This is a genomic window from Ancylobacter sp. FA202 (assembly GCF_000380205.1).
Taxonomy (GTDB): Bacteria; Pseudomonadota; Alphaproteobacteria; order Rhizobiales; family Xanthobacteraceae; genus Ancylobacter.
In genome coordinates, this window is sequence record NZ_KB904818.1 from 4,557,125 (window position 1) to 4,581,768 (window position 24,644).

General features: G+C 66.7%; 23 protein-coding genes and 1 tRNA gene. 13 read left to right on the forward strand and 11 right to left on the reverse strand.

What is annotated here, in order from left to right; all coding sequences use genetic code 11:
• Positions 1 to 36 precede the first annotated feature (36 nt).
• Positions 37 to 2,940, reverse strand: coding sequence for an excinuclease ABC subunit UvrA (gene uvrA / locus A3M1_RS0121210; protein ID WP_018391001.1), 2,904 nt, complete (start codon positions 2,938 to 2,940; stop codon positions 37 to 39).
• Positions 2,941 to 3,138: 198 nt separating this feature from the next.
• Positions 3,139 to 3,294, reverse strand: coding sequence for a hypothetical protein (locus A3M1_RS26790; protein ID WP_018391002.1), 156 nt, complete (start codon positions 3,292 to 3,294; stop codon positions 3,139 to 3,141).
• A 278-nt stretch (positions 3,295 to 3,572) separates the two neighbouring features.
• Here A3M1_RS26790 and ssb point away from each other — a divergent pair, with 278 nt between their 5' ends.
• Positions 3,573 to 4,154: a single-stranded DNA-binding protein gene (ssb, locus tag A3M1_RS0121220; protein WP_018391003.1), complete on the forward strand. Its 582-nt coding sequence runs from the start codon at positions 3,573 to 3,575 to the stop codon at positions 4,152 to 4,154.
• 33 nt (positions 4,155 to 4,187) lie between these two features.
• Here the strand turns inward: ssb and A3M1_RS0121225 are convergent, their stop codons facing one another.
• On the reverse strand, positions 4,188 to 4,814 hold the full coding sequence (locus A3M1_RS0121225) for a MarC family protein (RefSeq protein ID WP_018391004.1): 627 nt from the start codon (positions 4,812 to 4,814) through the stop codon (positions 4,188 to 4,190).
• A 296-nt stretch (positions 4,815 to 5,110) separates the two neighbouring features.
• Between A3M1_RS0121225 and gyrA the strand changes: the two genes are divergently transcribed.
• The gene (gyrA, locus tag A3M1_RS0121230; protein ID WP_026221437.1) at positions 5,111 to 7,906 is read left to right on the forward strand and encodes a DNA gyrase subunit A; all 2,796 of its coding nucleotides are present in this window, start codon (positions 5,111 to 5,113) and stop codon (positions 7,904 to 7,906) included.
• Positions 7,907 to 7,963: 57 nt separating this feature from the next.
• Here gyrA and A3M1_RS0121235 read toward each other — a convergent pair whose 3' ends face one another.
• Positions 7,964 to 9,037 carry a hypothetical protein gene (locus A3M1_RS0121235; RefSeq protein WP_018391006.1) on the reverse strand — a complete coding sequence of 358 codons (1,074 nt, stop codon included), beginning with the start codon at positions 9,035 to 9,037 and terminating at the stop codon, positions 7,964 to 7,966.
• Positions 9,038 to 9,172: 135 nt separating this feature from the next.
• Here A3M1_RS0121235 and coaD point away from each other — a divergent pair, with 135 nt between their 5' ends.
• The 5 genes from coaD (at position 9,173) to tgt (ending at position 13,099) form a co-directional block, all read left to right on the forward strand.
• The gene (gene coaD, locus A3M1_RS0121240; RefSeq protein WP_038197180.1) at positions 9,173 to 9,682 is read left to right on the forward strand and encodes a pantetheine-phosphate adenylyltransferase; all 510 of its coding nucleotides are present in this window, start codon (positions 9,173 to 9,175) and stop codon (positions 9,680 to 9,682) included.
• 41 nt (positions 9,683 to 9,723) lie between these two features.
• On the forward strand, positions 9,724 to 10,287 hold the full coding sequence (locus A3M1_RS0121245; protein ID WP_018391008.1) for a peptidylprolyl isomerase: 564 nt from the start codon (positions 9,724 to 9,726) through the stop codon (positions 10,285 to 10,287).
• A gap of 38 nt (positions 10,288 to 10,325) precedes the next feature.
• Positions 10,326 to 10,784, forward strand: coding sequence for a peptidylprolyl isomerase (locus tag A3M1_RS0121250; RefSeq protein ID WP_018391009.1), 459 nt, complete (start codon positions 10,326 to 10,328; stop codon positions 10,782 to 10,784).
• A gap of 78 nt (positions 10,785 to 10,862) precedes the next feature.
• The gene (gene queA, locus A3M1_RS0121255; protein WP_018963970.1) at positions 10,863 to 11,948 is read left to right on the forward strand and encodes a tRNA preQ1(34) S-adenosylmethionine ribosyltransferase-isomerase QueA; all 1,086 of its coding nucleotides are present in this window, start codon (positions 10,863 to 10,865) and stop codon (positions 11,946 to 11,948) included.
• Positions 11,945 to 13,099, forward strand: coding sequence for a tRNA guanosine(34) transglycosylase Tgt (gene tgt / locus A3M1_RS0121260; protein ID WP_018391011.1), 1,155 nt, complete (start codon positions 11,945 to 11,947; stop codon positions 13,097 to 13,099). Before queA ends, tgt begins: the two co-directional genes overlap by 4 nt.
• Positions 13,100 to 13,303: 204 nt before the next feature.
• On the opposite strand, the gene wrbA is transcribed toward tgt, so the two are convergent.
• Complete coding sequence (gene wrbA, locus A3M1_RS0121265; protein WP_018391012.1) at positions 13,304 to 13,903, reverse strand: NAD(P)H:quinone oxidoreductase; 600 nt, start codon at positions 13,901 to 13,903, stop codon at positions 13,304 to 13,306.
• Between the two features lie 246 nt (positions 13,904 to 14,149).
• Between wrbA and A3M1_RS0121270 the strand changes: the two genes are divergently transcribed.
• Together A3M1_RS0121270 and A3M1_RS0121275 are read left to right on the forward strand one after the other, a co-directional pair.
• A tRNA-Lys gene (locus A3M1_RS0121270) sits at positions 14,150 to 14,226 on the forward strand.
• Between the two features lie 12 nt (positions 14,227 to 14,238).
• Positions 14,239 to 14,760, forward strand: coding sequence for a hypothetical protein (locus tag A3M1_RS0121275; protein WP_245261804.1), 522 nt, complete (start codon positions 14,239 to 14,241; stop codon positions 14,758 to 14,760).
• Positions 14,761 to 14,796: 36 nt separating this feature from the next.
• Here the strand turns inward: A3M1_RS0121275 and A3M1_RS0121280 are convergent, their stop codons facing one another.
• Positions 14,797 to 15,435, reverse strand: coding sequence for an alpha/beta hydrolase (locus tag A3M1_RS0121280; protein ID WP_018391014.1), 639 nt, complete (start codon positions 15,433 to 15,435; stop codon positions 14,797 to 14,799).
• A gap of 80 nt (positions 15,436 to 15,515) precedes the next feature.
• Between A3M1_RS0121280 and A3M1_RS0121285 the strand changes: the two genes are divergently transcribed.
• Positions 15,516 to 15,806 (forward strand): DUF2218 domain-containing protein, encoded by a 291-nt coding sequence (locus A3M1_RS0121285; RefSeq protein ID WP_018963969.1) that lies wholly within the window; start codon positions 15,516 to 15,518, stop codon positions 15,804 to 15,806.
• Here A3M1_RS0121285 and A3M1_RS0121290 read toward each other — a convergent pair.
• Complete coding sequence (locus A3M1_RS0121290) at positions 15,780 to 16,085, reverse strand: sulfurtransferase TusA family protein (protein WP_018391016.1); 306 nt, start codon at positions 16,083 to 16,085, stop codon at positions 15,780 to 15,782. The two genes, A3M1_RS0121285 and A3M1_RS0121290, sit on opposite strands and share 27 nt — an antisense overlap.
• Positions 16,086 to 16,236: 151 nt before the next feature.
• Here A3M1_RS0121290 and mobB point away from each other — a divergent pair, with 151 nt between their 5' ends.
• A complete protein-coding gene (gene mobB, locus A3M1_RS0121295; RefSeq protein WP_018391017.1) occupies positions 16,237 to 16,773 on the forward strand; it encodes a molybdopterin-guanine dinucleotide biosynthesis protein B in 537 nt (178 codons plus the stop codon).
• On the opposite strand, the gene mobA is transcribed toward mobB, so the two are convergent.
• The 3 genes from mobA to recG all read right to left on the reverse strand — a co-directional run bounded on the left by mobA (position 16,758) and on the right by recG (position 19,950).
• Complete coding sequence (gene mobA, locus A3M1_RS0121300; RefSeq protein WP_018391018.1) at positions 16,758 to 17,375, reverse strand: molybdenum cofactor guanylyltransferase MobA; 618 nt, start codon at positions 17,373 to 17,375, stop codon at positions 16,758 to 16,760. The genes mobB and mobA overlap by 16 nt on opposite strands.
• Positions 17,372 to 17,713 carry a YbaN family protein gene (locus A3M1_RS0121305; RefSeq protein ID WP_245261805.1) on the reverse strand — a complete coding sequence of 114 codons (342 nt, stop codon included), beginning with the start codon at positions 17,711 to 17,713 and terminating at the stop codon, positions 17,372 to 17,374. Before A3M1_RS0121305 ends, mobA begins: the two co-directional genes overlap by 4 nt.
• 98 nt (positions 17,714 to 17,811) lie before the next feature.
• Positions 17,812 to 19,950 carry an ATP-dependent DNA helicase RecG gene (gene recG / locus A3M1_RS0121310; protein WP_018391020.1) on the reverse strand — a complete coding sequence of 713 codons (2,139 nt, stop codon included), beginning with the start codon at positions 19,948 to 19,950 and terminating at the stop codon, positions 17,812 to 17,814.
• 283 nt (positions 19,951 to 20,233) lie between these two features.
• Here recG and A3M1_RS0121315 point away from each other — a divergent pair, with 283 nt between their 5' ends.
• Both A3M1_RS0121315 and mfd read left to right on the forward strand, forming a co-directional pair.
• On the forward strand, positions 20,234 to 20,530 hold the full coding sequence (locus tag A3M1_RS0121315; protein WP_018391021.1) for a succinate dehydrogenase assembly factor 2: 297 nt from the start codon (positions 20,234 to 20,236) through the stop codon (positions 20,528 to 20,530).
• A gap of 47 nt (positions 20,531 to 20,577) precedes the next feature.
• Entirely contained in the window at positions 20,578 to 24,093 is a 3,516-nt protein-coding gene (gene mfd / locus A3M1_RS0121320; RefSeq protein ID WP_018391022.1) for a transcription-repair coupling factor, read from the forward strand.
• Between the two features lie 159 nt (positions 24,094 to 24,252).
• Here the strand turns inward: mfd and A3M1_RS0121325 are convergent, their stop codons facing one another.
• On the reverse strand, positions 24,253 to 24,561 hold the full coding sequence (locus A3M1_RS0121325) for a hypothetical protein (RefSeq protein WP_018391023.1): 309 nt from the start codon (positions 24,559 to 24,561) through the stop codon (positions 24,253 to 24,255).
• Positions 24,562 to 24,644 lie beyond the last annotated feature (83 nt).

The following is a 24,644-nucleotide window of genomic DNA, read 5'->3' on the forward strand; positions in this document are numbered from 1 at the left end:
CCGCGATCCTGTCGCGAGAGGCGAAGCGCGACCCGACTATTCCGCCGCGCGGCGCGGCTTGAGCGGCCGGCGCGCCAGCACTTCGGCCAAGAACCGTCCAGTATGGCTGCGCTCGCTCTTGGCCACCACTTCCGGCGGACCGGCCGCAACCACCTCGCCGCCACCATCGCCGCCCTCGGGGCCGAGATCGATCACCCAGTCGGCGGTCTTGATCACTTCGAGATTGTGCTCGATCACCACCACCGTGTTGCCCTGCTCGACCAGTTCGTGGAGCACCTCCAGCAGCTTCGCCACATCGTGGAAATGCAGGCCGGTGGTGGGCTCGTCGAGGATGTAGAGCGTGCGGCCGGTGGCGCGCTTGGACAGTTCCTTGGAGAGCTTGACGCGCTGCGCCTCGCCGCCGGACAGGGTGTTGGCCTGCTGGCCGACATGGATGTAGCCGAGCCCGACCCGGGCCAGGGTCTCCAGCTTATCGCGCACCGCCGGCACCGCCTTGAAGAACTCAGCCCCCTCATCGACCGTCATGTCGAGCACATCGGCAATGGACTTGTTCTTGAAGGTGACTTCCAGCGTCTCGCGGTTGTAGCGCTTGCCCTTGCAGACGTCGCAGGTGACGTAGACATCCGGCAGGAAGTGCATCTCGATCTTGATGACGCCGTCGCCCTGGCACGCCTCGCAGCGCCCGCCCTTGACGTTGAAGGAGAAACGCCCCGGCCCATAGCCCCGCGCCTTCGCCTCCGGCAGGCCGGAGAACCATTCGCGGATAGGGGTGAAGGCGCCGGTATAGGTCGCCGGATTCGAACGCGGCGTGCGACCGATCGGCGACTGGTCGATATCGATCACCTTGTCGAGGTGCTCCAGCCCCTCCAGCCCGTCATGCGCCAGCGGCGGCTCGGAAGCACCATTGAGCCGGCGGGCCACCGCGCGGTAGAGCGTATCCACCAGCAGGGTCGACTTGCCGCCGCCGGACACGCCGGTCACGGCGGTGAACAGGCCGAGAGGTATTTCAGCCGTTACGTTCTTCAGGTTGTTGGCGCGGGCATTGACCACGCGCAGCAGCCGCTTGCGGTCCGGCTTGCGGCGCTTGGGCACCGGCACGCTCATTTCGCCGGTGAGATACTTGCCGGTGAGCGAGTGTGGGTTGGCGAGGATCTCCTGCGGCGTGCCCTGAGCGACGATGCGCCCGCCATGCACGCCCGCGCCGGGGCCGACATCGACGACATAGTCGGCGGCAAGGATGGCATCCTCGTCATGCTCGACCACGATCACCGTGTTGCCAAGGTCGCGCAGCCGCCGCAGCGTGCCGAGCAGGCGCTCATTGTCGCGCTGGTGCAGGCCGATGGAAGGCTCGTCCAGCACATAGAGCACGCCGGTCAGCCCCGAACCGATCTGCGAGGCGAGGCGGATGCGCTGGCTCTCGCCGCCGGACAAAGTCCCGGATGCGCGGGCGAGGGTGAGATAGTCCAGCCCGACATCGAGCAGGAAGGCGAGGCGCTCGCGGATCTCCTTGAGGATGCGCGCGGCGATCTCGTTTTGCTTGTCGGTGAGCTGGCCGGGCAGGGAGGCGAACCATTCCAGCGCGAGGCGCACGGACAGCTCCGCCGCCTGACCGATGTGCCGCCCGGCGATCTTCACCGCCAGCGCCTCGGGCTTCAGCCGGTAGCCATGGCAGGCGGCGCAAGGCACGGCGGAGAAATACTTGCCGATTTCCTCGCGCGCCCAGTCGCTTTCGGTCTCGCGCCAGCGCCGCTCCAGATTGGTGACGATGCCCTCGAAAGTCTTCACCGTCTCATAGGCGCGCATGCCGTCATTATAGACGAAGCGGATCGTCTCGGCCTTGGAGCCGTGCAGGATGACGTCCCGCACCTTCTCCGGCAGGTCCGCCCAGGGCGTGGTGAGCTTCACACCATAATGGCGGGCGATAGCCTCCAGTGTCTGGCCGTAATAGGGCGAGGTCGACTTCGCCCATGGCGCGATGGCGCCCTGCTTCAGCGAGCGGGACGCATCCGGCACAATGAGGTTGGGGTCGATCTTGCTCTCATGGCCCAGCCCGTCGCAGGTGGGGCAGGCGCCGAACGGGTTGTTGAAGGAAAACAGCCGCGGCTCGATCTCGGCAATTGTGAAGCCGGAGACCGGACAGGCGAACTTTTCCGAGAACACGATGCGGCGCGCCTCGCCGCTCTCTTCCTTCTCGTCGGCGAACTCGATCACCGCGATGCCGTCAGCGAGGCCCAATGCGGTCTCGAACGAATCCGCTAACCGGCTGGCGATGTCCGGTCGCACCACGAGCCGGTCCACAACCACGTCAAGGTCGTGCTTGAACTTCTTGTCGAGCGCCGGGGCGTCAGCGATCTCGTGGAACTCGCCGTCGATCTTGACCCGCTGGAAGCCCTTCTTCTGGAATTCGGCGAGTTCCTTGCGGTATTCGCCCTTGCGTCCGCGCACCACGGGCGCAAGCAGAAAGAGGCGGGTCTTGTCGGGCAAGGCCAGCACGCGATCGACCATCTGGCTCACCGTCTGGCTCTCGATCGGCAGGCCGGTAGCGGGCGAGTAGGGCACACCCACCCGCGCCCAGAGCAGGCGCATATAGTCGTAGATCTCGGTCACCGTGCCGACAGTCGAGCGCGGATTCTTCGAGGTGGTCTTCTGCTCGATGGAGATGGCCGGGGAGAGACCGTCGATCTGGTCGACGTCCGGCTTCTGCATCATTTCAAGGAACTGGCGGGCATAGGCCGAGAGGCTCTCGACATAGCGGCGCTGGCCCTCAGCATAGATGGTGTCGAACGCCAGCGAAGATTTCCCCGAGCCGGACAGGCCGGTGAAGACCACCAGGCTGTCGCGCGGGATTTCGAGGTCGACATTCTTGAGATTGTGCTCACGCGCGCCGCGGATCGCAATCGTGCGAGCATCGCGGCGCGGGATATCCACGCGGTCCTTCATTCCAACTCTTCTCGCCGGTTCATCTACGGGCAGCTACGCCAACCTTGAACATGTCCGGTGAAAGCCGGTTCACCGGAAGTGCTCCAGGTTTTGCTTTTACGCATTTTCTTCACGCGAACCGAAACGCACTTCGCTCGAAAATGCTCTAGTCGCGTCCAGGGCGGCGCCATCCCGAGAAGAGGACCGCACGGCGAGGGGTCAGCCCCCCACGCTGTTGAGCACAGCCGAGAGGCCGGCCGCCAGCACCATCCCACCGGCTACGGCCAAAATGGCACGTCGGATCAACGCCTGACGGGCGTCCTCAGCACGGATGGCAATAGCGCGGGCGCGCGAGCGGCGGGGAATATGGGTCATGATGGGACAGGCTCCCTCTGAGAACACAGGGTAAACATAGTCCGGCTCCGGCACTTCGCAATGTCCGACTCGACGACTTGCGACAGCTTAGTCTTAATGTTAGGAACATACCAAGAACATTTTAATACGCTGAACCTGTGTCGCGGGCAGCCGCAAAATGGTGGACAAAGCGACGGCTCGGTACGCAAGCGGGGCGCGGTGCCCGGCCGTTTGGTTTAGGATGCGCTCCCTTTCAAGAGCGCGCGCATGTCGGGCGTCCGGCAGTTTCGGAGGACAAGATGGCGGGCAGCGTCAATAAAGTGATCCTGATCGGCAATCTCGGCCGCGATCCGGAAGTGCGTACGTTCCAGAACGGCGGACGGGTGTGCAATCTGCGCATCGCCACCTCGGAAACCTGGCGCGACAAGGCCACCGGCGAGCGCAAGGAGCGCACCGAATGGCACAGCGTGGTGATCTTCAACGAGAACCTGCTGCGCGTGGCCGAGCAATATCTGCGCAAGGGAACCAAGGTCTACATCGAGGGCCAGCTTGAAACGCGCAGGGCCAGCGACCAGTCCGGCGGCCCGGAGCGCTATTTCACCGAGGTCGTGCTGCGCCAGTTCCGCGGCGAACTCACCATTCTCGACAGCCGCGGCGGCGGCGGTTCCGAGGGCGGCGGCGATGACTACAGCGCGGGCGGCGGCAGCGATTTCGGCTCGGGCGGCGGCTATGGTGGTGGTGCGGGCGGCAGTTCGAGTGGCGGGCGCTCCTTCGGCGGCGAGCGCAAGCCTGCGCCCGTCAGCGGTGGCGCGGGTGGCGGTGGCGGCAAGTTCGGCGGCGGGTCGGGCGGCGGCGACCTCGACGACGAGATCCCGTTCTGACGGCTAGGCGCTAGGGGAGAGTTCCTGCCCGCCTCAGGTCAGGAACGACGCCCGTATTCCGTCGATCACGAACTGCACGGCCAGTGCCGCCAGCACGATGCCGAGCAGGCGTGACAAGATCACATTGCCAGTGACGCCGAGCGCCTTGTCCATGCGCTCGGCAGCGAGGAAAACGGCGAGGCAACTGCCAATCACCAGCGCGGTGATGACAAAGAGCAACGCCAACAACCTCAGATCGCCCCGCGCCTCGCCCGCCAGCAGCAGCATGGCGGTGATGGCACCGGGGCCCGCCATCAATGGGATGGCGAGCGGGAACACCGCGAGCGTACGCAGCAGTTTGTCGCGCTGCGCGACTTCCGAGGGGTCGAATTTGCGCTCAGTGCGGCGACCGAACACCATCTCGAACGAGATCGCAAACAGGAGCAGCCCGCCGGCGATGCGGAAGGCGGGCAGGGTGATGCCCAGCGCCGCCAGCAGCGGCGCACCAACGAGCCCGAAGGCCACCAATATGGCCAAGGCGATGGCAGCCGACCGCAGCGCCACCAGCCGCCGCTCGGCGCTTGTCAGGTCCGACGTCACCGCCAGGAACAGCGGCGCGAGGCCGATCGGATCGATCACCACCAGCATGGTGACGATCGCCGAGAACACATAGTCCAGCATGGCGCCCTCTGCTGTTCCGGCCACCCGCCACCGGTCAACCCCCCACCCACGCCGTCGGGGTGCGGTACCGCATTATAAGATCGCCTGCACGAGGCGCTGCCAAGGGGCGGCCTCGGCTGGTGAACGCATCTCCCCGCCACGCTTGTGCCACGTTCCGGCAACGCTGCGAAAATGCGACTGTAAGTTTCTGACATATAAGCATTTTTCGCGACGATGAAAAATCCGACTTGCTGGCCTTTCGGAGCGGAATCGGCTAAACAGACAAACATGTTCCGCAACCACGGAAAGACGATTCCTTGTCCGATTCCGATACTTTGAATCCGGAGGGCGGCGGTCCTTCGGACATCCGGCCCGTCTCCATCACCGATGAGCTCTCGCGCAGCTATCTCGATTACGCGATGAGCGTCATTGTTTCGCGCGCGCTTCCCGATGTGCGCGACGGCCTAAAGCCGGTGCATCGCCGCATTCTGTTCTCGATGCGCGAGAACAACTACACGCCCGAGCGGCCCTACAACAAATCCGCCCGCGTCACCGGCGACACGATGGGCCGGTACCATCCGCACGGCAACCAGGCGATCTACGACGCGCTGGTGCGGCTGGCGCAGGACTTCTCGATGCGCCTGCCGCTGATCGACGGTCAGGGCAATTTCGGTTCCGTCGACGGCGATCCCCCGGCCGCCGAACGCTATACCGAGGTGCGCCTCGCCAAGCCGGCGATGACCCTGCTGGACGACCTCGACAAGGACACGGTCGACTTCCAGGCCAATTATGACGGCCGCGAGCAGGAGCCGACGGTTCTCCCGGCCCGCTACCCCAATTTGCTGGTCAACGGCGCCGGCGGCATCGCCGTCGGCATGGCCACCAATATCCCGCCGCATAATCTCGGCGAGGTGGTGGATGCCTGCGTGGCGCTGATCGACGACCCCTCGCTCGATATCGAGAAACTGCTCGACTACATCCACGGCCCTGATTTTCCCACCGGCGCGCTCATTCTCGGGCGCAGCGGCATCCGCCAGGCCTATCTCACCGGCCGCGGCTCCATCGTCATGCGCTCGCGCGCCACGATCGAGGAAATCCGCAAGGACCGCGACGCCATCATCGTCACCGCCATTCCCTATCAGGTGAACAAGGCAACGATGATCGAGCGCATCGCCGAGTTGGTGCGCGAGAAGCGGCTGGAAGGCATCGCCGAGATGCGCGACGAGTCGTCGCGCGAGGGCATGCGCGTCGTGTTCGAGATCAAGCGCGATGCCCAGGCGGACGTCGTGCTGAACAATCTCTACCGCATGACATCGCTGCAGACCTCGTTCGGCGCCAATATGGTGGCGCTCAATGGCGGCAAGCCCGCCTTGATGAACCTGCTCGATCTGCTGACCGCCTTTGTCGCTTTCCGCGAAGATGTCGTTAGCCGGCGTACAAAATTCCTGCTGCGCAAGGCGCGTGATCGCGCGCATGTGCTGGTGGGCCTAGCCATCGCTGTCGCCAATATTGACGAGATCATCCACACCATCCGCACCTCGCCCGACCCGGCGACCGCGCGTGAGGCGCTGATGACCCGCCACTGGCCGGCCATGGATGTGGCGCCGCTCATCGCGCTGATCGACGACCCCCGCCACCGTCTGGCGGAAGACGGCACCTATCGCCTCTCCGCCGAGCAGGCGCGTGCCATTCTCGATCTGCGCCTGCAGCGCCTCACGGCGCTTGGTCGCGATGAGGTGGCGGACGAGCTCGACAAGATCGCGGTTGAGATCCGGGAATATCTCGACATTCTCGGCAGCCGCGAACGCATCCGCACCATCGTCAAGGATGAATTGCTGGCGGTGAAGGCGGAGTTTGGTACGCCGCGCAAGACCGAGATCATCGAAGCCGAAGGCGACTTTGAAGATGAGGATCTGATCGCGCGCGAGGACATGGTGGTCACCGTGTCCCATGCCGGCTATGTCAAGCGCGTTCCGCTTTCCACCTATCGGGCGCAGCGGCGCGGCGGCAAGGGCCGCTCGGCAATGCAGACCAAGGACGAAGATTTCGTCACCCGAATCTTCGTCGCCTCCACCCACGCGCCAGTGCTGTTCTTCTCCTCCAAGGGCCAAGTCTACAAGCTCAAGGTCTGGCGCCTGCCGATGTCCGCCCCCCAATCGCGCGGCAAGGCGCTGGTGAACATCCTGCCGTTGACGGAGGGCGAGCGCATCACCTCGATCATGGCACTTCCGGACGAGGAAGCCTGGAGCCGGCTACAGATCATGTTCGCCACCAATTCCGGCACGGTGCGACGCAACGAACTGTCCGATTTCACCAATGTGAACCGGAACGGCAAGATTGCGATGAAGCTCGAAGAGGGCGAGTCGATCGCCGGCGTGCAGCTTTGCACCGAGGCCGACGATGTGCTGCTGACCAGCGCCAGGGGGCAGTGCATCCGTTTCCCGGTCACCGAGGTCCGCGTGTTCAAGGGTCGCGATTCCATGGGCGTGCGCGGCATCCAGATGGAGGAGGGCGATCGGCTCATCTCGATGGCCATCATCCGCCATGTCGACGCCACGGCCGAGGAGCGGGCTGCCTATATCAAGCTCGCCAATGCCATTCGCCGCAGCCAGATCGGCGTTGAAAATGGCGTCGAGGCGGGGATTGAGGAAGCCGACATCGTCGAGACTGAGATCGTTGATGCCGAGGCCGGGGAGGGCGCCATTGCCCCCGCCGAGATCGACCAGGCGCGGTATGTCGCTATGGGCGCGGCGGAGCAGTTCATCCTCACTCTGTCGGAGAATGGCTACGGCAAGCGGACCTCGTCCTACGAGTACCGCACCACGCGACGCGGCGGCAAAGGCATCGTTGCCATGGCGGTCAACGATCGCAACGGGCCTCTCGTCGCGTCCTTCCCGGTGGAAGAAGCCGATCAGATCATGCTCGTCACCGATGGCGGCCAACTCATCCGTTGCCCGGTCAACGGCATCCGCACCGTCGGGCGCGGCAGCCAGGGCGTGATCGTGTTCGACACGGCCGAGGACGAGAAGGTGGTGTCGGTCGAGCGCGTGACCGAGGAAGAGGGTGAGGACGTTATCGCCGGCGAGGGCGAGGCCGGTGAGGCGCCGGTGTAGTAGCGCACCTCTGCAGCGGCGCGGCCTTGCCGTGCCGCTGGGCGTTTCGAGGTGAAGCTAGCGGCCGCTCGGTACGTCAGGACCGGTCTGGAGCGCGCGACGGAAGGCGGCGACGACCATGTCGATCATTTGCCGATGGAGCGCGCTGCGTGGCCTGCCCACGCCATCCGCGCAGATCGGATCGCCGATATCTTCGGCTTCCGCCCTCTCGGCGCCGCCTGCCTTGCATTCGGCAAACATGCTGAAATGGCTGGCATCCTCGATCAGGGCGTAGCGCGCGCCGGGAACAGCCTTGGCCACCCCGGAAGCGTCGGCCGTGTGAGGAATGCTGCCCACTTTACCGAGGTTGACGAGATCGATCGGGATCGAAATCCGCCGGAAGCTGGCCGCGTCGAATACACCGACCGGCGCAGGATCGAGCGCCATCGCGAACCGGACCCGGCTGTCGGCATTGTCTCGGCCGGCGTCCTGCAGGTCCATGGCGTGCAGATCCACGCCGCTCTGCCGCACCCAGCCGCAGAGCGAGGGGTTGAGCGCGTCAGTGTCGCAGTAACCCGCCAGTCGGTCGGGATCGACGCGGGCGCCCGCGATGGCCAACGCGGTGCCACCACCCGCAGACAGACCGAGCACGCCGACCTTGGCGAAGTCGAGATGCGCGGCGAATGTCGGGTCCTTCTCCAGCGTGTTGAGGGTTTCCGTTAGGTCGCGCGGACGCAGCCAGATCTTCATGGTCTCCGCAGCCGAGCGGTTCTTGCCGGAATTGCCGGGATGGGCCGGCGCCGCAACCACGAAGCCATGTCCCGCCAGAGCCGTCGCGATCCAGCTCGCTGCCGCAGGGTTTCCGCCGAGGCCGATGCCGTGGGAGAGCAGGATGAGCGGGAACTTGCCCGCAGCCAAGGGGGCGTCACGTTGGGCGGGAGTGCCGAGGAAGAAAGGGCTTTCGCCCAGTTCGACCGGCTCGCCGCCGGCACCTGCCGGGTACCAGACCGTGACATTGAGGGCGACGCCCCGTTCCGCGGAGGGTGCCGCGATCTGGCGCACCCCAGCCATTTCCTCCGCCGTGGCGAGGTGCGGCACCGTCGCCGAGAGCGCGACCGCCGTGAGCAGCAACCCGAGTTTCGTCGCCATCATCGGCCAATCTCCGCGCCACGCCTGTACCGCTGGCGGCTTTCCTCGCAGTTTCGCGTGACGCATTCAACACCCGGTCGGCGCTTGCGTCAGCGGCGGGAGGCCGCTAACGCTTGCCGCGCACTCTTGAGGCCCATGATGAGCGCCACGCGCACCGCTTTCTATCCTGGCTCGTTTGACCCGCCGACCAACGGCCATGTCGAGGTCGCCCGCGCGGCTGCCCGGCTGGTGGACCGGCTGGTCGTGGGCGTCGGCGTCCATCCCGGCAAGACACCGCTTTTCGCTCCGGCGGAGCGTTTAGAGATGCTGCGCGAGGTCTTCGAGCCGATTGCGCGGGAAGAGGGCGCCCATCTCGACTGCGTCACCTTTGACAATCTCGTGGTCGATGCAGCCGAAGCCCACGGCGCCAGCCTTTTGATCCGCGGCCTGCGCGATGGCACCGATCTCGACTATGAAATGCAGATGGCGGGGATGAACGCGACGTTGAATTCGCGCGTGCAGACTGTTTTCCTTCCCGCTTCCCCCATTGCCCGCCCCATCACCGCCACTCTGGTCCGGCAGATCGCTGCCATGGGCGGCGATGTGTCCGCCTTCGTGCCAAGTGCCGTTCTGGCCCGCCTCAGCGGCCGGTTCCGGCGCGAGGCCTAGCGGCGGGCGGCGCCCGCCATCGCTCAACGGAGTTCATGCCCATGATCCGACGCCTCCTCGCCGCCTTCTCCGTCGCCTGCGCGCTGGCCGTGGCCGCCGCCCCGGCCTCGGCGCAGGCGCCCAAGCTGCCGCCGAACGTCGATCCGCAGAACGCCATCATCATGCAGACCACCAAGGGTCCGGTGATCTTCGTGCTGCGTTCAGACCTCGCGCCCCAGCACGCCGAGCGCATCAAGACTCTCGCGCGCGAGGGTTATTATGACAACGTGCCGTTCCACCGTGTCATCGAGGGCTTCATGGCCCAGACCGGCGACGGCCAATTCGGCAACGGCACCGGCGGCTCGCGCTACCCCAACGTGCCGGCCGAGTTCTCGAACGTGCCGTTCAAGCGCGGCACGGTCGGCATGGCCCGTGCCTCTGCGCCGAACAGCGCCAATTCCCAATTCTTCATCACCTTCGGCGACGCCTCTTTCCTCAACGGCCAGTACACCGTCATCGGTCAGGTCGTCTCCGGCATGGAGAATGTGGACAAGATCAAGCGCGGCGAGCCGGTGCAGAACCCCGACAAGATCGTTTCGATGAAGGTGGCCGCCGACGTCAAGTGACGCCGCCCCATCCCCGACCCATTGCAAGGAGAATCCCGATGACCGACACCACCGAAACCACGCTGCTGCTCGAAACGACGCAGGGGCCGGTCACCATCCGCTTCCGTCCCGACCTCGCCCCCGGCCATGTCCAGCGCATCGCCGAGCTGGCCAAGCAGGGCTTCTATGACGGCGTGGTCTTCCATCGCGTCATCGAAGGCTTCATGGCCCAGACCGGTGATCCCACCGGCACGGGCCGTGGCGGCTCGGGCAAGAACCTGAAGGCCGAATTCAACAAGGGCCGCCATGTGCGCGGCACCGTGTCGATGGCCCGGGCCCAGCACCCGGATTCGGGCGACAGCCAGTTCTTCATCTGCTTCGGCGATGCCGGCTTCCTCGACGGTCAGTACACCGTGTGGGGCGAAGTGACCGAAGGCATGGAGAATGTCGATAAAATCAAGCGCGGCGAGCCGGTGCAGAACCCGGACAAGATCGTCAAGGCGACCGTCTCCGCCTGATCAACTTTCTGTTGAGATCCTGCGTCATCCCGGCCGCGCATGGGCGCGCGCCGGGATCGCTATGTCAGGCTTAGTCGCATGCGCGTCGACCTGTTCGATTTCGATCTGCCGCCCGAGCGCATCGCGCTGCGACCCGTCTCGCCGCGGGATGCAGCGCGCATGCTGGTCGTGCGGACCGGCGCCACGCCGGAACTCACCGACGCGCAGGTGCGCGACCTGCCCGATCTGCTGGCGCCGGGCGATGCACTCGTCGTCAACGACACGCGCGTGTTTCCCGCCCGTCTCGACGGCATCCGCCGCCGCGCTGCCTCGCTGGGCGAGGGGGTGAAAGTGGAGGCCATGCTGCACAAGCGGCTCGGCCCCGACAGCTGGCTGGCGCTGGCCCGCCCCGGCAAGCGCCTGACACCCGGCGACATTATCGAATTCGCGACAGCGGAAGGTGTGACGCCGCTCGCCGCACGCATCGAGGCGAAGGGCGAAGGCGGGGAAGTGACACTGCGCTTTGACGCCGTCGGTGCCGCGCTCGATGCCGCCATCGCCGCCATCGGCCATATCCCGCTGCCGCCCTATATCGCCGCCAAGCGCCCCGACGACGCGCAGGACCGTGCCGACTACCAGACGATGTTCGCCGCCCATGAGGGGTCCGTCGCGGCTCCCACCGCCGGGCTGCATTTCACGCCGGAGCTGATCGAGCGGCTGGCGGCGCGCGGCGTGGAGACCCATCGCGTCACCCTGCATGTTGGCGCCGGCACCTTCCTGCCGGTGAAGGCGGACGACACGGACGACCACCGGATGCACGCCGAATGGGGCGAGGTCTCGCCCGCGGCGGCCGCAGCGCTGAACGCGGTGAAGGCGCGCGGCGGCAAGGTTGTCACGACAGGCACTACGGCGACGCGGCTGATCGAGAGCGCGGCGTCGGAGGAGGGGCGGCTCACCGCGTGGCGCGGCGAGACCGATATCTTCATCACTCCTGGCACTCGCTTCCGCTTTATCGACGGCATGCTGACCAATTTCCACCTGCCGCGCTCGACGCTGGTGATGCTGGTGGCGGCCTTTGTCGGCCACGAAACCCAGAAGCGCGCCTATGCCCATGCCATCGCCAGCGGCTATCGCTTCTATTCCTATGGCGATGCCTGCCTTTTGCTGCCACAAGCCCGGCCATGAACAATCCCGACCCCAGCGCACAGACCGATTTCCACTACCGCCTGCACGCCACCGATGGCGACGCCCGACTCGGCGAGGTCGTCACCCCGCGTGGTATCGTTCGCACGCCCGCCTTCATGCCGGTCGGCACCGCCGGCACGGTGAAGGGGATGTATCCCGAGCAGGTGCGCGATCTCGGCGCCGACATTCTGCTCGGCAACACCTATCATCTGATGCTTCGCCCCGGCGCAGAGCGTGTGGCGCGGCTTGGTGGCCTGCATGAGCTGATGCGCTGGCCGCACCCTATCCTTACCGATTCCGGCGGCTTTCAGGTCATGTCGCTCGCCGGTCTGCGCAAGATGAGCGAGAAGGGCGTGACCTTCCGTTCGCATATTGACGGCGCCTATCACGAGCTGACGCCCGAGCGCTCGATCGAAATACAGGGCCTGCTCGGCGCCGATATCCAGATGCAGCTGGACGAGTGCGTGCGCCTGCCGGCGAGCCGCGACGAGATAAACCGCGCCCTGCAGCTCTCGCTGCGCTGGGCCGAGCGCTCGAAGACGGCGTTCGAGGCGCAGCCGAAGGGACGCGCGCTGTTCGGCATCGTGCAGGGCGGCGACGATGCCGAGCTGCGCACCCAATCCGCGCGCGGCCTGATCGACATCGACTTTCCCGGCTATTCCATCGGCGGTCTCGCGGTCGGCGAGCCGCAGGCGGTGATGCTGGCGATGCTGGAGGTGGTGACGCCGATCTTGCCAACGGACAAGCCGCGCTACCTCATGGGGGTGGGCACGCCGGACGATATCATCGAGAGCGTGGCGCGCGGTGTCGACATGTTCGACTGCGTGATGCCCACCCGCGCCGGCCGCCATGCGCAGGCCTTCACCCGCTTCGGCAAGATCAACCTGAAGAACGCCCGCCACGCCGAAGACCCACGTCCGCTGGACGAGGAGAGCGAGTGCCCAGCGGCGCGCGATTATTCCCGCGCCTATCTCCATCACCTCGTGCGCTGCGAAGAGATGCTGGGCTCGATGCTGCTGACCTGGGTGAACCTCGCCTATTACCAGAGCCTGATGGCCGGTATCCGCGCCGCGATCGCACAGGGGCGCTTCGAGGCGTTCAAGGCCGAGGTGAAGGAAGGCTGGGCGCGCGGGGACATTCCGGCGCGGTGAACGCCGTTTACCTGCCGTCAGCCCGGACGGCCGAAGGCCGATCCGGGATCACGTGACACAACGGGTGGGCACAACCCGCGTCAATGGCGCGGCAATGTCAAAATACCATCCCCGGGCTTCGCCCTGGGATCCACGTCTTGCAGTTTGGTGAAGGAAAGTCGTGGACGCCCGGGACAAGCCCGGGCATGACGGTCTTCCTGCCGATCACGCCGCCAGCTTGGCCGCAATGGTCGCGACATGCTTGCCCTGGAAGCGGGCGCCGGCAAGTTCGACCTCTGAAGGCTGCCGCGAACCGTCGCCATCAGTGATGGTCGCCGCGCCATAGGGCGAGCCGCCCTTGATTTCGTCAACGCCCATCTGGCCCGGGAAGGCATAGGGGAGGCCGACCACCACCATGCCGTGGTGAAGCAGGGTCGGCACAAAGCCGAGAATGGTGGATTCCTGCCCGCCATGCTGGGTGGCCGAAGAGGTGAACACCGAGCCCACCTTGCCGACCAGCGCGCCGGTGAACCACAGGCCTCCGGTTTGGTCAATGAAGCTGCGCATCTGCGAGGCCACCGTGCCGAAACGGGTCGGGGCGCCGAAGATGATGGCGTCATAATCCTTCAGCTCGTCGACGGTCGCGATCGGCGCCTTCTGGGCCAGCTTGAAGTGGCCAGCCTTGGCAATCTCCTCAGGGACCGTCTCCGGCACCCGCTTCACCACGACATCCACCCCGGCCTCCCGGGCGCCATCGGCGACAGCTTCAGCCATCGTCTCGATGTGACCATAGGTCGAATAATACAGCACCAGAACTTTAGCCATGTGTCTCACCCTTCGTCTGCTTTCGCGGGACCCTCGGCCCCGGTGAATCTCATGGCGTGAAGCTAGTACCGCGGGCCACATGGCGAAAGCGGCATGACCGACGGAGCGGTCTTGCATTCGTGCAATTGGAAACGTTTGGCCGGCTCGTTTGCCCGCCTCTTGCGCGTGGCCATTGGAAACGCGGGGCATGAATGCCCACGGCCGCTTGCCTTCGCGGAGCGAAACCCTTAATCCCCATTCGCGTGGGGGCCCGTAGCTCAGCTGGTTAGAGCGCGTGACTTTTAATCATGAGGTCCTGGGTTCGAGTCCCAGCGGGCTCACCACGCGCAAAGGCGTTGTTCCTGAAGTCGTTTTCAGCAGCAGGTGTTGATATGTCCTACGCACAGCTTCTCCCGGCTACGGCCTTCGCCCTTGCCCTTGGCGCCGCCCAGCCGGCCCTGGCGGCGGGTGGTTTCGAGTGCCCGAAGAGCACACTCGAAGCGTCTCAGGCGGCGACCATCAAGGCGGCGCTGCCGGCTGGCGATGGACTCGACGCGCCGGACGCCCTGGACGCGGCGGTCGATTCGCTGCGCGCCAAGGGCATCGGCTCGGGGCTCATCATTGATGGTGTGATCACCGCCTACTGCCCCTCCGTTGCGGCGCAGACCGGGCTGAGCGATGCGGCCAAGACCGCAAAGCTCACGACCTTCGCCTCGCGCGTCACCCGCACGGTCTATGCGCTCGACAGCGCCGATGCGGTGATCCTCGACGTTGCCTTCCCGCCGGCAATTCTCAACGATATCAACGCGAAGGCGGCGGCTGCCAAGGTTTCGCCCGAAGCCTGGGTGCGCGGTGCCGTCGACGCCGCCCTTAAGTGAGCGGTCGCGCCGGCACCCGCTCGGGTGGCCGGCGCGTCAGTTTCCGGTAATGCTCTCCAGCCGGGCGATGACGGTCTGGTGGAACTGGTCCATCGAATCGATGCTGGTGTGATCGATTCCGGGCTCGTCGGACAGATCGATGTTCTGCAGGTCGCCCGTGTAGCCCCGCACTGCCGTGACCGGCACACCAAAGCCGTCATCCGCCCAGAAATTAATGAGGATCGCGACATTCTGCGGTACAGGATCGGGATCCGTCGCATCGAAGGTGACGGCGAGATCGACCGCTATCGACCGCTTGTTGAGGCCCTCAGCGACAGTGATTACGGCATTGGCGCCGAGCGAGTGGCCGATCAGAATGGTCGGGCCTTCATGGCCCTGCTGATCGCGGCGCCGGATCAGGTCGATCACATGCTGTGCTTCGTCCCAGCCGTAGAGCTCAGTGTGATAGCCCTGCGCCTTCAGTTGCTTGGCCAGATCATCAAGCCCCAGCGAGAACACGCCGAACAGCCCGCGCAGCAGATAGACGTGCGTGTCGGCCCGGGACGGCAGCGGTGCGGCCGCGCTCTGACCGTGATGCGGCGCAGTAGCCAGATTGGCATGACCGGCGAGGCTCCCCAGCACGAGCAGGGGAGCGGAAAGGACTGTGAGGTTGAAGAGGCGACGCGGCAGTTTCATTCTTTGACCCCGGGGCATAGGAAGTCCGGATAGATAGAACGGTTTCCAGATACTTTTCCATCCCCTTGGGGCACCTCACCATGGCCAAGACGTTTGCAACCGTGTCCACCTCCCATGCCAGCCGCTATCTCCAGCAGCTCTGCAAGCACTGGGCGCACAAGCTGGAAGTGAGCTTCACCCCCGAGCGGGGCGTGGTGAGCTTTCCCGGCGGGACGGTCGCCACGCTTGAGGCAGGGCCGGAGGGGCTGGCGGTGCGAATCGAGGCGCCCGATGCGGAAACGCTGGAAGAGATGAAGGGCGTTCTCGCCCGCCATCTCGATCGATTCGCCTTTCGCGAGGCGCCGCTACCCTTCGTCTGGCAGCCGGCCTGAAGCCCATCCGGCCGCGCCCGCTTTTCCGTCACCCGCTTTTCGATCGCCTTTGCGGATGCGGAAGGAGAGGACGCCCTCTGCCTGCGCCTGCGCTTCCAGCACATGGCCGTCCTGGCGGGCGAGGTGGGGAATGTCGATCGCCGCCATCGGGTCGGTGCATTCGACCAGGATAACCGCCCCCGGCGCCGCGCGTGCCAGGGCCCGCCTTGTGTGCAGCGCCGGCAGCGGGCATTTCATTCCCTTGAGATCGAGCCTGAGCGGCGCGTCGTGGTGATCCATGGCACCTCTCCCGCGCCGGGGGTAGGACGGGCGGGCGCGGCGGGCAAGCGGAAAGCGTGATCGGCCGATGCCGCCTCCCGGCTTGACGACGGCACCGGCGCGACGCGAAGTGCCGGAAAGCCAGTGGGCAGAACGGGCAGGGGAGGCGAGCATGCGGCTGATCGGATTCGCGGGGTGGAGCGGCGCGGGCAAGACCACGCTGCTGGCGCGGCTGATTCCCGTATTGGTCGGGCGCGGACACCGCGTCTCCACGGTGAAGCACGCCCATCACAATTTCGATGTCGACAAGCCGGGCAAGGATTCGCACACCCACCGCACCGTGGGGGCCAGCGAGGTGCTGATCTCCTCGGCCAATCGCTGGGCGCTGATGCATGAATTGCGCGGCAGCCCCGAACCCGATCTGCCGGAACTCGTCGCCCGGCTGTCGCCGGTCGATCTCGTGCTAGTCGAAGGCTTCAAGCATGACCGCCACCCCAAGATCGAAATTCACCGGGTGGAAATCGGCAAGCCGTTCCTCTACCCCGACGACCCGTTCATCGTCGGCCTCGCCTGCGACCGGGTCGTGCCTGGCTGCCCGCGCCCGGTGATCGACCTCGCCGATATCGAGGCCATCGCCGATTTCGCCGACCAGCACGCCGCACCGGTGGCTGGCATCGCCTGGCGGCCTGTGGATCAGAGCGCGGGATAGGCGGCGAGCAGCCGCTCGGCCGCCAGAAGGTCGTCGGGCGTGTTGAGGTTCAGGAACGGGTCGAGCGGCGCCGCCGGCCATTCTACCGGAACGGCGCCGCTATGCCGCGCCCAGTTCATCATCCGGCGCTCGTCCTCCTCCACCAGCAGGCGGCGCAAGGCGTCCCGGGACGCCACCGGCCACAGCCCGAACACGGGGTGCTCGCGCCCGCCAGAGACGGCATAGGCGGCGCCCGTCTCGCCAGCCGCTGCCGCCAGTCGCATGGCAAGGTCGCGTGGCAGAAAGGGACAGTCGCTCGGCACTGTGAGCAGGAAGCGCACTGCATATGCCTCCCGCGCCAGATGGTCGAGGCCGGCGAGGATGCCGGCAAGTGGACCGGGGTTGCCGGGCAGGGTGTCCATCACGACAGGCAGATCGAGACCAAAACGCTCCGCCGGCCCATTGGCGTTCAACAGCAGCGGCGAAACCTGCAGGGCGAGCCTTTGGGCGATGCGCGCGAGGATGGTCTCGCCGCCGAGACGGTGCAGCCCTTTGTCGCCGCCGCCCATGCGCCGCGAGAGGCCGCCGGCGAGGATGAGGCCGGCAGGGGCGGCGGACGTCATGCGGTCGGCCGGGTCAGCAGATAGGCCGACACGCCGAGAAAGATGGCGCCGATGACCGCCAGCACCGGAATCGGCAGGCCGATCAGCACCAGCAGCGCGAAGCTGCCGGCCATGCTGGCGCTCGCGGTGAGCTGCGCCCAACGCGGCACCGCCCCGCTCGCGCGCCACGCCACCACCGAGGGGCCGAGACGGGGATGGGTGAGCAGCCAGCGCTCGAAGCGCGGCGAGGAGCGGGTGAACAGCCAGGCGGCGAGAATGAGGAACACGGTGCCGGGCATAACAGGCGTGACGAGGCCAACGATGCCCAGCCCGACGCACAGCCAGGCAAGGGCAAACATCGCCCAGCGCACAGGTGCCGCCAGGGAAGACGTTTTTTGCTCATCCTCCGTCATGCAGGGGTGCATCGCCAAGTCGTTCGATCCTCATCCTATAGTCTTTACCCCGCGCTGAGCAGCTTCACCGCCACGTCGCGCTCGAAAACATGTAGCAATAGCCGCAGCGCCGCGCCACGTGGGCCCTGACGATCGGAATCGTTCGTGACTGTTTCAAGCGCCTCCGCCCGCGCCTGAACCAGCAAATCGTCGTGCACGTCGAGCCGCGCCAGCCTGAAGCCGGGAAAGCCGCTCTGCCGCGTGCCGAGCACGTCGCCCTCGCCACGCAGCTTCAGATCCTGCTCGGCGAGGAAGAACCCGTCCTCGGAGGAGCGCAGCGCCTCCAGCCGTTGACGGGCGATTTCGCCGAGCGGGCGGCGATAGAGCAGCACGCAGGTGGAAGCCTCCGAGCCGCGCCCGACCCGGCCCCGCAGCTGGTGAAGCTGGGCGAGACCGAAACGTTCCGCATGCTCGATCACGATGATGCTGGCTTCCGGCACGTCGACGCCGACCTCGACCACGGTGGTGGCGACGAGGAGCTGCGTCTCTCCCGCCGCGAAGGCGGCCATCGCCGCATCCTTTTCCGCGCCCTTCATCTTGCCGTGGACCAGGCCGACGCGATCGCCGAAATGCGCCTGCAATTCGCCGAAGCGTGCCTGTGCGGCGGCGAGGTCGGAATTTTCCGATTCCTCCACCAGCGGGCAGATCCAATAGGCGCGCCGGCCTTCCTCCAGCGCGCGGCCAAGCCGGGCGACGATCTCGTCGATGCGGTCGGTGGGAATGGCGCGGGTGTCGATGGGCTGGCGGCCGGCCGGCTTCTCCCGCAACTCGCTGGAATCCATGTCGCCGAAATAGGTCAGCACCAGCGTGCGGGGGATAGGCGTGGCGGTCATGACAAGCACATCCACCGCCTCGCCCTTGGCGGCCAGAGCGAGGCGCTGGTGCACGCCGAAGCGGTGCTGCTCGTCGACGATGGCGAGAGCGAGGTCGTGGAAATCGACCCCTTCCTGAAACAGCGCATGGGTGCCGATGACGAGGTCAACCGCGCCGCTCGCGAGCCGGCCGAGGATCTCCGTGCGGGCACGGCCCTTCTCGCGGCCGGTGAGCAGGGCGACGGAGAGGCCGGCCTTCTCCGCCAGCGGGGCGATGGTCTTCATGTGTTGGCGGGCGAGGATTTCGGTCGGCGCCATCAGCGCCGCCTGCCGGCTGGCCTCGACAACGGTGGCGGCCGCCAGCAGCGCCACCACGGTTTTCCCCGAGCCGACATCGCCCTGCAGCAGTCGCAGCATGCGGTCCTCTGACCCGAGATCGGCGCGGATCGCCTTCAGTGCCTCGGTCTGCGAGCCGGTGAGTGAGAAGGGCAGGGCGGCAAGGATACGCGCAGACACTGCCCCGTCGCCGAGGCTCGGACGCCCTGCCTGCTTAACCGTGCTGGCGCGCAACAGGGCGAGGGCGAGCTGGCCGGCCAGCAATTCGTCATAGGCGAGGCGCTGCCAGGCCGGGCCGAGCGGGCTGACATCCAGCGCGTCGCGCGGCTGGTGCACGTTGCGCAGGGCGGCGAGAAAACTGATGTCAGGCGCGTCCGCCCGCCATTCCGGGAGATCGCCCGCCTGCCCCAGCGCCGCCTCGATGGCACGGCGCACATGGCCCTGGCCCAGCCCCTCGACGAGCGGATAAAGCGGCTCGATCGGCGGTAATTTCGCAAGGCCGGCGGCGTCGACCACCCGGTCGGGGTGAACCATCTGCGCCATGCCGTCGTACAGCGTCACGGTGCCCGACACCCAGCGCGTCTCGCCAATCGGGAGAAGGCGCTCCATCCAGCTGCGCTCGGCCTTGAAGAAGGCGAGCGTCAGGTCGCCGGTGGCGTCGTGGCCATAGACGCGGTAGGGCGCGCGGGAACCGGGAGGGGTGGGCACATGCCGGTCGACATGGATTTCCACCGTCACCACCGTATCGGGCACGATTTCCGCCAGCGTCGGGCGCGCCCTTCGGTCGATGGTGGAAGAGGGCAGGTGCAGGAGAAGATCGAGCACCCGCGCGCCCTCCTCCCGCCCGAGCAGGCGGTTGAACGGGCGGGCGAGCTTCGGGCCGATGCCGGGCAGGCCGGTGATCTCGGCGAAATAGGGATTGAGAATGTCGGGCCGCATGATGCCGGGAAGGTGGACGAAGCCGCGCCGGGGCGCAATGCGGTGGGTGGCACTCATGAGGGGGATGGATGGCGATGGGGAGTCTTTGCTGGGTCCCGGATCGGCGCTCCGCCTCCGGCGTCGCTGGTGCGGGACACATCGCCCGTTTCCCGGACCAGCAGCACCGCGTGCCGCGCCGATCCGGGACCCAGCGAAGACGCTTCGGCGCGTTGCTTTCAGCTTCTGCCCCCAAGGGGTGGCACCTCCCGTCCAATGCCTACCTGACAGCGGCGCCCTTGCGCGCTAGAACCACCGGCTTCCGCGCGTCGCATTTCCGGCGCCCCGCCACCGAGGTCTCGACATGACCGGCACCACGCGCTCCAGCGCGGGCCTTGATGCCCGCCGCCGCCGCATTCTCTACCGCTCCTGGCATCGAGGCACCCGCGAGATGGACCTGCTGATGGGCCGCTTCGCCGATGCCTGCATCGGTGAGCTGAGCGAGGAGGACGTCGCCGCCTTCGAGCAGCTGATCGAGGTCGAGGACCCCGACCTCTATGGCTGGCTCGGCGGCGCCCCGCCGGCGCCGGAATTCGACACCCCGCTTTTCCACCGCTTCCGCCAGTTCCACCTGTCGGGAGAGGGCGTTCCCGAGATATGAAGACGCCCGCCCCATGAAGACGCCCGCCCCATGAAGACCGCGACCACATGAAGACGCCGCTTGCCTCCCTGACCAAACGCCTGGCCCCCGGGCGGACGCTGACCCTTGCCAATGTGCCCGCCGGCATGGAGGGGCTGGTCGTCGCCGATCTCGCCCGCGCTCTGGCGGCGCAGGACGACGCGCCCTGGCCGACCCTGATGGTCATCTGCCGCGATACCGACCGCATGGGCGAACTGGAGCGCGCGCTCGGCTTCTTCGCGCCGGGCGTCGAGGTGCTGCCCTTCCCGGCCTGGGACTGCCTGCCCTATGATCGCGCCTCGCCCAATGCCGCGATCATCGCCCGCCGGATGACGACACTGGCGCGGCTCGCCCGGGTGAAGGGCCGCGAGGCCGGGACCATCGTGCTGACCACGGTGAACGCGGCGCTGCAGCGCGTGCCCAGGCGCGCCCTCATCGCCACCCAGTCCTTCTCGGCGGCGCCGGGCAATGCGCTCTCGCTCGACGAGGTGGTCGGCTGGGCGGAGATCAACGGCTTCCAGCGCACCTCCACCGTGCGCGACACCGGCGAATATGCGGTGCGCGGCGGCATTGTCGACCTGTTCCCGCCGGGCATGCCGATGCCGGTGCGGCTCGATTTCTTCGGCGACACGCTCGAATCGATCCGCTCCTTCGATCCCGAGACCCAGCGCACCGCCATGCAGATGCGCTCGCTCGACCTGGTGCCGATGAGCGAGTTGCAGCTCACCAGCGAGACGATGAAGCGCTTCCGCATGGCCTATGTCGCCGCCTTCGGCGCGGCACCGCGCGGCGACCTGCTCTATGAGGCGGTGAGCGAGGGCCGGCGCTATCCCGGCATGGAACACTGGCTGCCGCTGTTCCATGAGGGGCTCGACACGCTGTTCGACTACTGCCCCGACGCCCCCGTGGTGATGGAGGCGCAGGGCAATGAGGCCGCCACCTCGCGGCTCGAGCAGATCGCCGATTACTACGACGCTCGCCGGCACGGGCTGGAGCATGGCGGCGGCGCCGTGCCCTACAAGCCGCTGCCGCCGGACGCGCTCTATCTCACGGCGGAGGAGTGGAAGGCCCACCGCGAGAGCGCGCGCAACCTTGCGCTTTCCGCCTATGCATTGCCGGATTCGAAGGATGTGATCGACCTCGACGGCCGCACTGCGCGCTCCTTCGCGCCGGAGCGGGCGGACCCGGAGGCCGCGCTGTTCGACATTGCCGCCGCCTATCTGCGCGAGCTGGCGAAATCCAAGCGCACCATCCTCGCCGCCTGGTCGGATGGCTCGCGCGACCGGCTTGCCACCGTGCTGGCCGATCACGGCCTCAAGGGCACGCAGACGGTGGGCTCGCGCGACGCCGCCGAGGCGCTGCCCAAAGGCACCATCGCGCTCGCCGTGCTCGGCATCGAGGCAGGCTTCGAGACCGATGCCCTCGCCATCATCGGCGAGCAGGATATTCTCGGCGACCGCCTCGTGCGGCCCAAGCGCAAGGGTCGCCGGCCGCAGGACGTGATCGCGGAACTGGGCGCGCTGACCGCCGGCGACCTTGTCGTGCATGTCGACCACGGCATTGGCCGCTTCATCGGGCTCAAGACCATCGAGGCGATGGGCGCGCCGCATGACTGCCTGGAAATCCACTACGCGGAAGGCTCCAAGCTCTTCCTGCCGGTGGAGAATCTGGAACTGCTGTCGCGGTACGGCTCGGAGGACACCGAGGCGCAGCTCGACCGGCTGGGCGGCGGCGGCTGGCAGGCCCGCAAGGCGCGGATGAAGAGCCGCATCCGCGAGATGGCGGCCGAGCTTATCAAGGTCGCGGCGCAGCGCCACACGCAGGAGGCGCCGCGCCTAGTGCCGGCACCGGGCCTCTATGACGAGTTCCGCGCCCGCTTCCCCTATGAGGAGACCGAGGACCAGGAAGCCGCCATCGAAGCGGTGTTCGACGATCTCGGCTCCGGCCACCCGATGGACCGGCTGGTGTGCGGCGATGTCGGCTTCGGCAAGACCGAAGTGGCGCTGCGGGCCGCCTTCGCCGTGGCGCTGAACGGCAAGCAGGTGGCGGTGGTAGTGCCGACCACGCTGCTGGCGCGCCAGCACTTCAAGACCTTCACCGAGCGCTTCAAGGGGCTGCCGGTCGTGGTGCGCCAGGCCTCGCGCCTTGTCACCGGCAAGGAGCTTTCCGACACCAAAAAGGGCCTCGCCGACGGGACGGTGGACATCGTGGTCGGGACCCATGCGCTGCTGGGCAAGGCGATCTCGTTCCGCGATCTCGGCCTCGTCATCGTCGACGAGGAGCAGCATTTCGGCGTCAGCCACAAGGAGCGGCTGAAGCAGATGCGCGCCGAGGTGCATGTGCTGACCCTGACCGCCACGCCGATTCCACGCACGCTGCAGCTGGCGATGACCGGGGTGCGCGAGCTCTCCATTATCGCCTCGCCGCCGGTGGACCGGCTCGCGGTGCGCAGCTTCATCACCCCGTTCGATCCCTTGATCGTGCGCGAGGCGCTGCTGCGCGAACGCTATCGCGGCGGGCAGAGCTTCTATGTCTGCCCGCGCATTGAGGACCTCGCCGAGGTGAAGGACTTCCTCGACAAGGCGGTGCCGGAGGTGAAGGTGGCGGTCGCCCATGGCCAGATGGCCGCGACCCAGCTCGAAGAGATCATGTCCGCCTTCTATGACGGGCAGTTCGACGTGCTGCTCTCCACCACCATCGTCGAATCCGGCCTCGACATCCCGACAGCCAACACGCTGATCATCCACCGCGCCGATATGTTCGGCCTCGCCCAGCTCTACCAGCTGCGCGGGCGGGTGGGGCGCTCGAAGACCCGGGCTTATGCCATCTTCACCCTGCCGGCGCAGAAGCAGGTGACGGCACAGGCCGACCGCCGGCTGAAAGTGCTGCAGTCGCTGGATACGCTCGGGGCGGGCTTCCAGCTCGCCAGCCACGACCTCGATATTCGCGGCGCCGGCAATCTGTTGGGTGACGAGCAGTCCGGCCATATCAAGGAGGTCGGCTACGAGCTCTATCAGGAGATGCTGGAGGAGGCGATCGCCAACCTGAAGGCCGGCATCACCGCGCCGGTAGCGGACAAGTGGTCGCCCACCATCTCCATCGGCACGCCAGTGCTGATCCCCGAAGACTATGTGACGGACCTGCATGTCCGCCTCAGCCTCTACCGCCGCCTCGCCGACATGGAGACCGATGCCGAGATCGAATCGATGGGCGCGGAAATGGTCGACCGCTTCGGCACGCTCCCCGAAGAAGTGGAACAGCTGCTCAAGCTGGTGGGGATCAAGGCGCTGTGCCGCCGCGCCAATGTCGAGAAGGTGGATGCCGGCCCGCGCGGCATGGTGCTGACCTTCCGCGACGGGCGCTTCCCCAACCCGGCCGGCTTCATCGCCTATGTCGGCAAGCCGCATGTTGTGGCGAAGATGCGACCGGACGGCAAGGTGATGTTCTCGGAGGACTGGCCGAGCGCCAATGCGCGGCTCAAGGGCAGCGCCGGCATTCTGAAAGAGCTGGCGAAGATCGCCGAGCAGGGGGTGAAGGCGGCGTAGCCGCCTCAAACTGAGGGGGCGCAAGTGCCGCTTCGCAGCCTCTTCCATCGGCGTCATCCCGGAAGGACCAAAGGTCCCGGCCGGGATCGCTGCGTCGATTTGAAGGACGATCCCGGCTCTGCGGCTGCGGCCGGGATGACGGGGGTGTCAGACCCGCGTTCAGTCCAGCGGGCTCTCATAGGCGCCGTCGCTGTCGGGCATCACGTCCGCATCGACATCCGAGCCGGGGCCGCTGAGGTTTTCGTAATTGCCGCCGGCCTGCTCCATATAGTCCTGACTCTTGTCCGCTCCCGGATTGTCCGGCAACGGGCCGTAGTCGAGATAGTTCGGGTTGTTGATCGGCGGAATGCTGATCTCCAGCCCGCCCCCGGCCGGCTGGTTCGGATGCACCTCGATCGGCTGCTGCGCGCCGGCAGGCGCAAGGCCCGCGACGAGGAGGGCGGCGACGGAAAGGACGGCGTAACGCATGGACTTCGCTCCAGCACTTCATTCGGACGCGGAAGGCCTGCCTTCGCTGGCCCCCGCGCGCACTGCCCTTAAGGACCGCGTTC

Bases quoted from the DNA above. Each gene is read 5' to 3' on its own strand.
- mfd (WP_018391022.1), top strand. From the start codon at position 20,578: ATGAAGACGCCGCTTGCCTCCCTGACCAAACGCCTGGCCCCCGGGCGG.
- A3M1_RS0121225 (WP_018391004.1), bottom strand. From the start codon at position 4,814: ATGCTGGACTATGTGTTCTCGGCGATCGTCACCATGCTGGTGGTGATC.
- queA (WP_018963970.1), top strand. From the start codon at position 10,863: ATGCGCGTCGACCTGTTCGATTTCGATCTGCCGCCCGAGCGCATCGCG.
- A3M1_RS0121250 (WP_018391009.1), top strand. From the start codon at position 10,326: ATGACCGACACCACCGAAACCACGCTGCTGCTCGAAACGACGCAGGGG.
- uvrA (WP_018391001.1), bottom strand. From the start codon at position 2,940: ATGAAGGACCGCGTGGATATCCCGCGCCGCGATGCTCGCACGATTGCG.
- mobA (WP_018391018.1), bottom strand. From the start codon at position 17,375: ATGACGTCCGCCGCCCCTGCCGGCCTCATCCTCGCCGGCGGCCTCTCG.
- A3M1_RS0121290 (WP_018391016.1), bottom strand. From the start codon at position 16,085: ATGGATCACCACGACGCGCCGCTCAGGCTCGATCTCAAGGGAATGAAA.
- ssb (WP_018391003.1), top strand. From the start codon at position 3,573: ATGGCGGGCAGCGTCAATAAAGTGATCCTGATCGGCAATCTCGGCCGC.
- mobB (WP_018391017.1), top strand. From the start codon at position 16,237: ATGCGGCTGATCGGATTCGCGGGGTGGAGCGGCGCGGGCAAGACCACG.
- A3M1_RS26790 (WP_018391002.1), bottom strand. From the start codon at position 3,294: ATGACCCATATTCCCCGCCGCTCGCGCGCCCGCGCTATTGCCATCCGT.
- A3M1_RS0121315 (WP_018391021.1), top strand. From the start codon at position 20,234: ATGACCGGCACCACGCGCTCCAGCGCGGGCCTTGATGCCCGCCGCCGC.
- wrbA (WP_018391012.1), bottom strand. From the start codon at position 13,903: ATGGCTAAAGTTCTGGTGCTGTATTATTCGACCTATGGTCACATCGAG.
- A3M1_RS0121325 (WP_018391023.1), bottom strand. From the start codon at position 24,561: ATGCGTTACGCCGTCCTTTCCGTCGCCGCCCTCCTCGTCGCGGGCCTT.
- tgt (WP_018391011.1), top strand. From the start codon at position 11,945: ATGAACAATCCCGACCCCAGCGCACAGACCGATTTCCACTACCGCCTG.
- A3M1_RS0121235 (WP_018391006.1), bottom strand. From the start codon at position 9,037: ATGATGGCGACGAAACTCGGGTTGCTGCTCACGGCGGTCGCGCTCTCG.
- A3M1_RS0121245 (WP_018391008.1), top strand. From the start codon at position 9,724: ATGATCCGACGCCTCCTCGCCGCCTTCTCCGTCGCCTGCGCGCTGGCC.
- recG (WP_018391020.1), bottom strand. From the start codon at position 19,950: ATGAGTGCCACCCACCGCATTGCGCCCCGGCGCGGCTTCGTCCACCTT.
- A3M1_RS0121285 (WP_018963969.1), top strand. From the start codon at position 15,516: ATGGCCAAGACGTTTGCAACCGTGTCCACCTCCCATGCCAGCCGCTAT.
- A3M1_RS0121305 (WP_245261805.1), bottom strand. From the start codon at position 17,713: ATGTTTGCCCTTGCCTGGCTGTGCGTCGGGCTGGGCATCGTTGGCCTC.
- coaD (WP_038197180.1), top strand. From the start codon at position 9,173: ATGAGCGCCACGCGCACCGCTTTCTATCCTGGCTCGTTTGACCCGCCG.
- A3M1_RS0121280 (WP_018391014.1), bottom strand. From the start codon at position 15,435: ATGAAACTGCCGCGTCGCCTCTTCAACCTCACAGTCCTTTCCGCTCCC.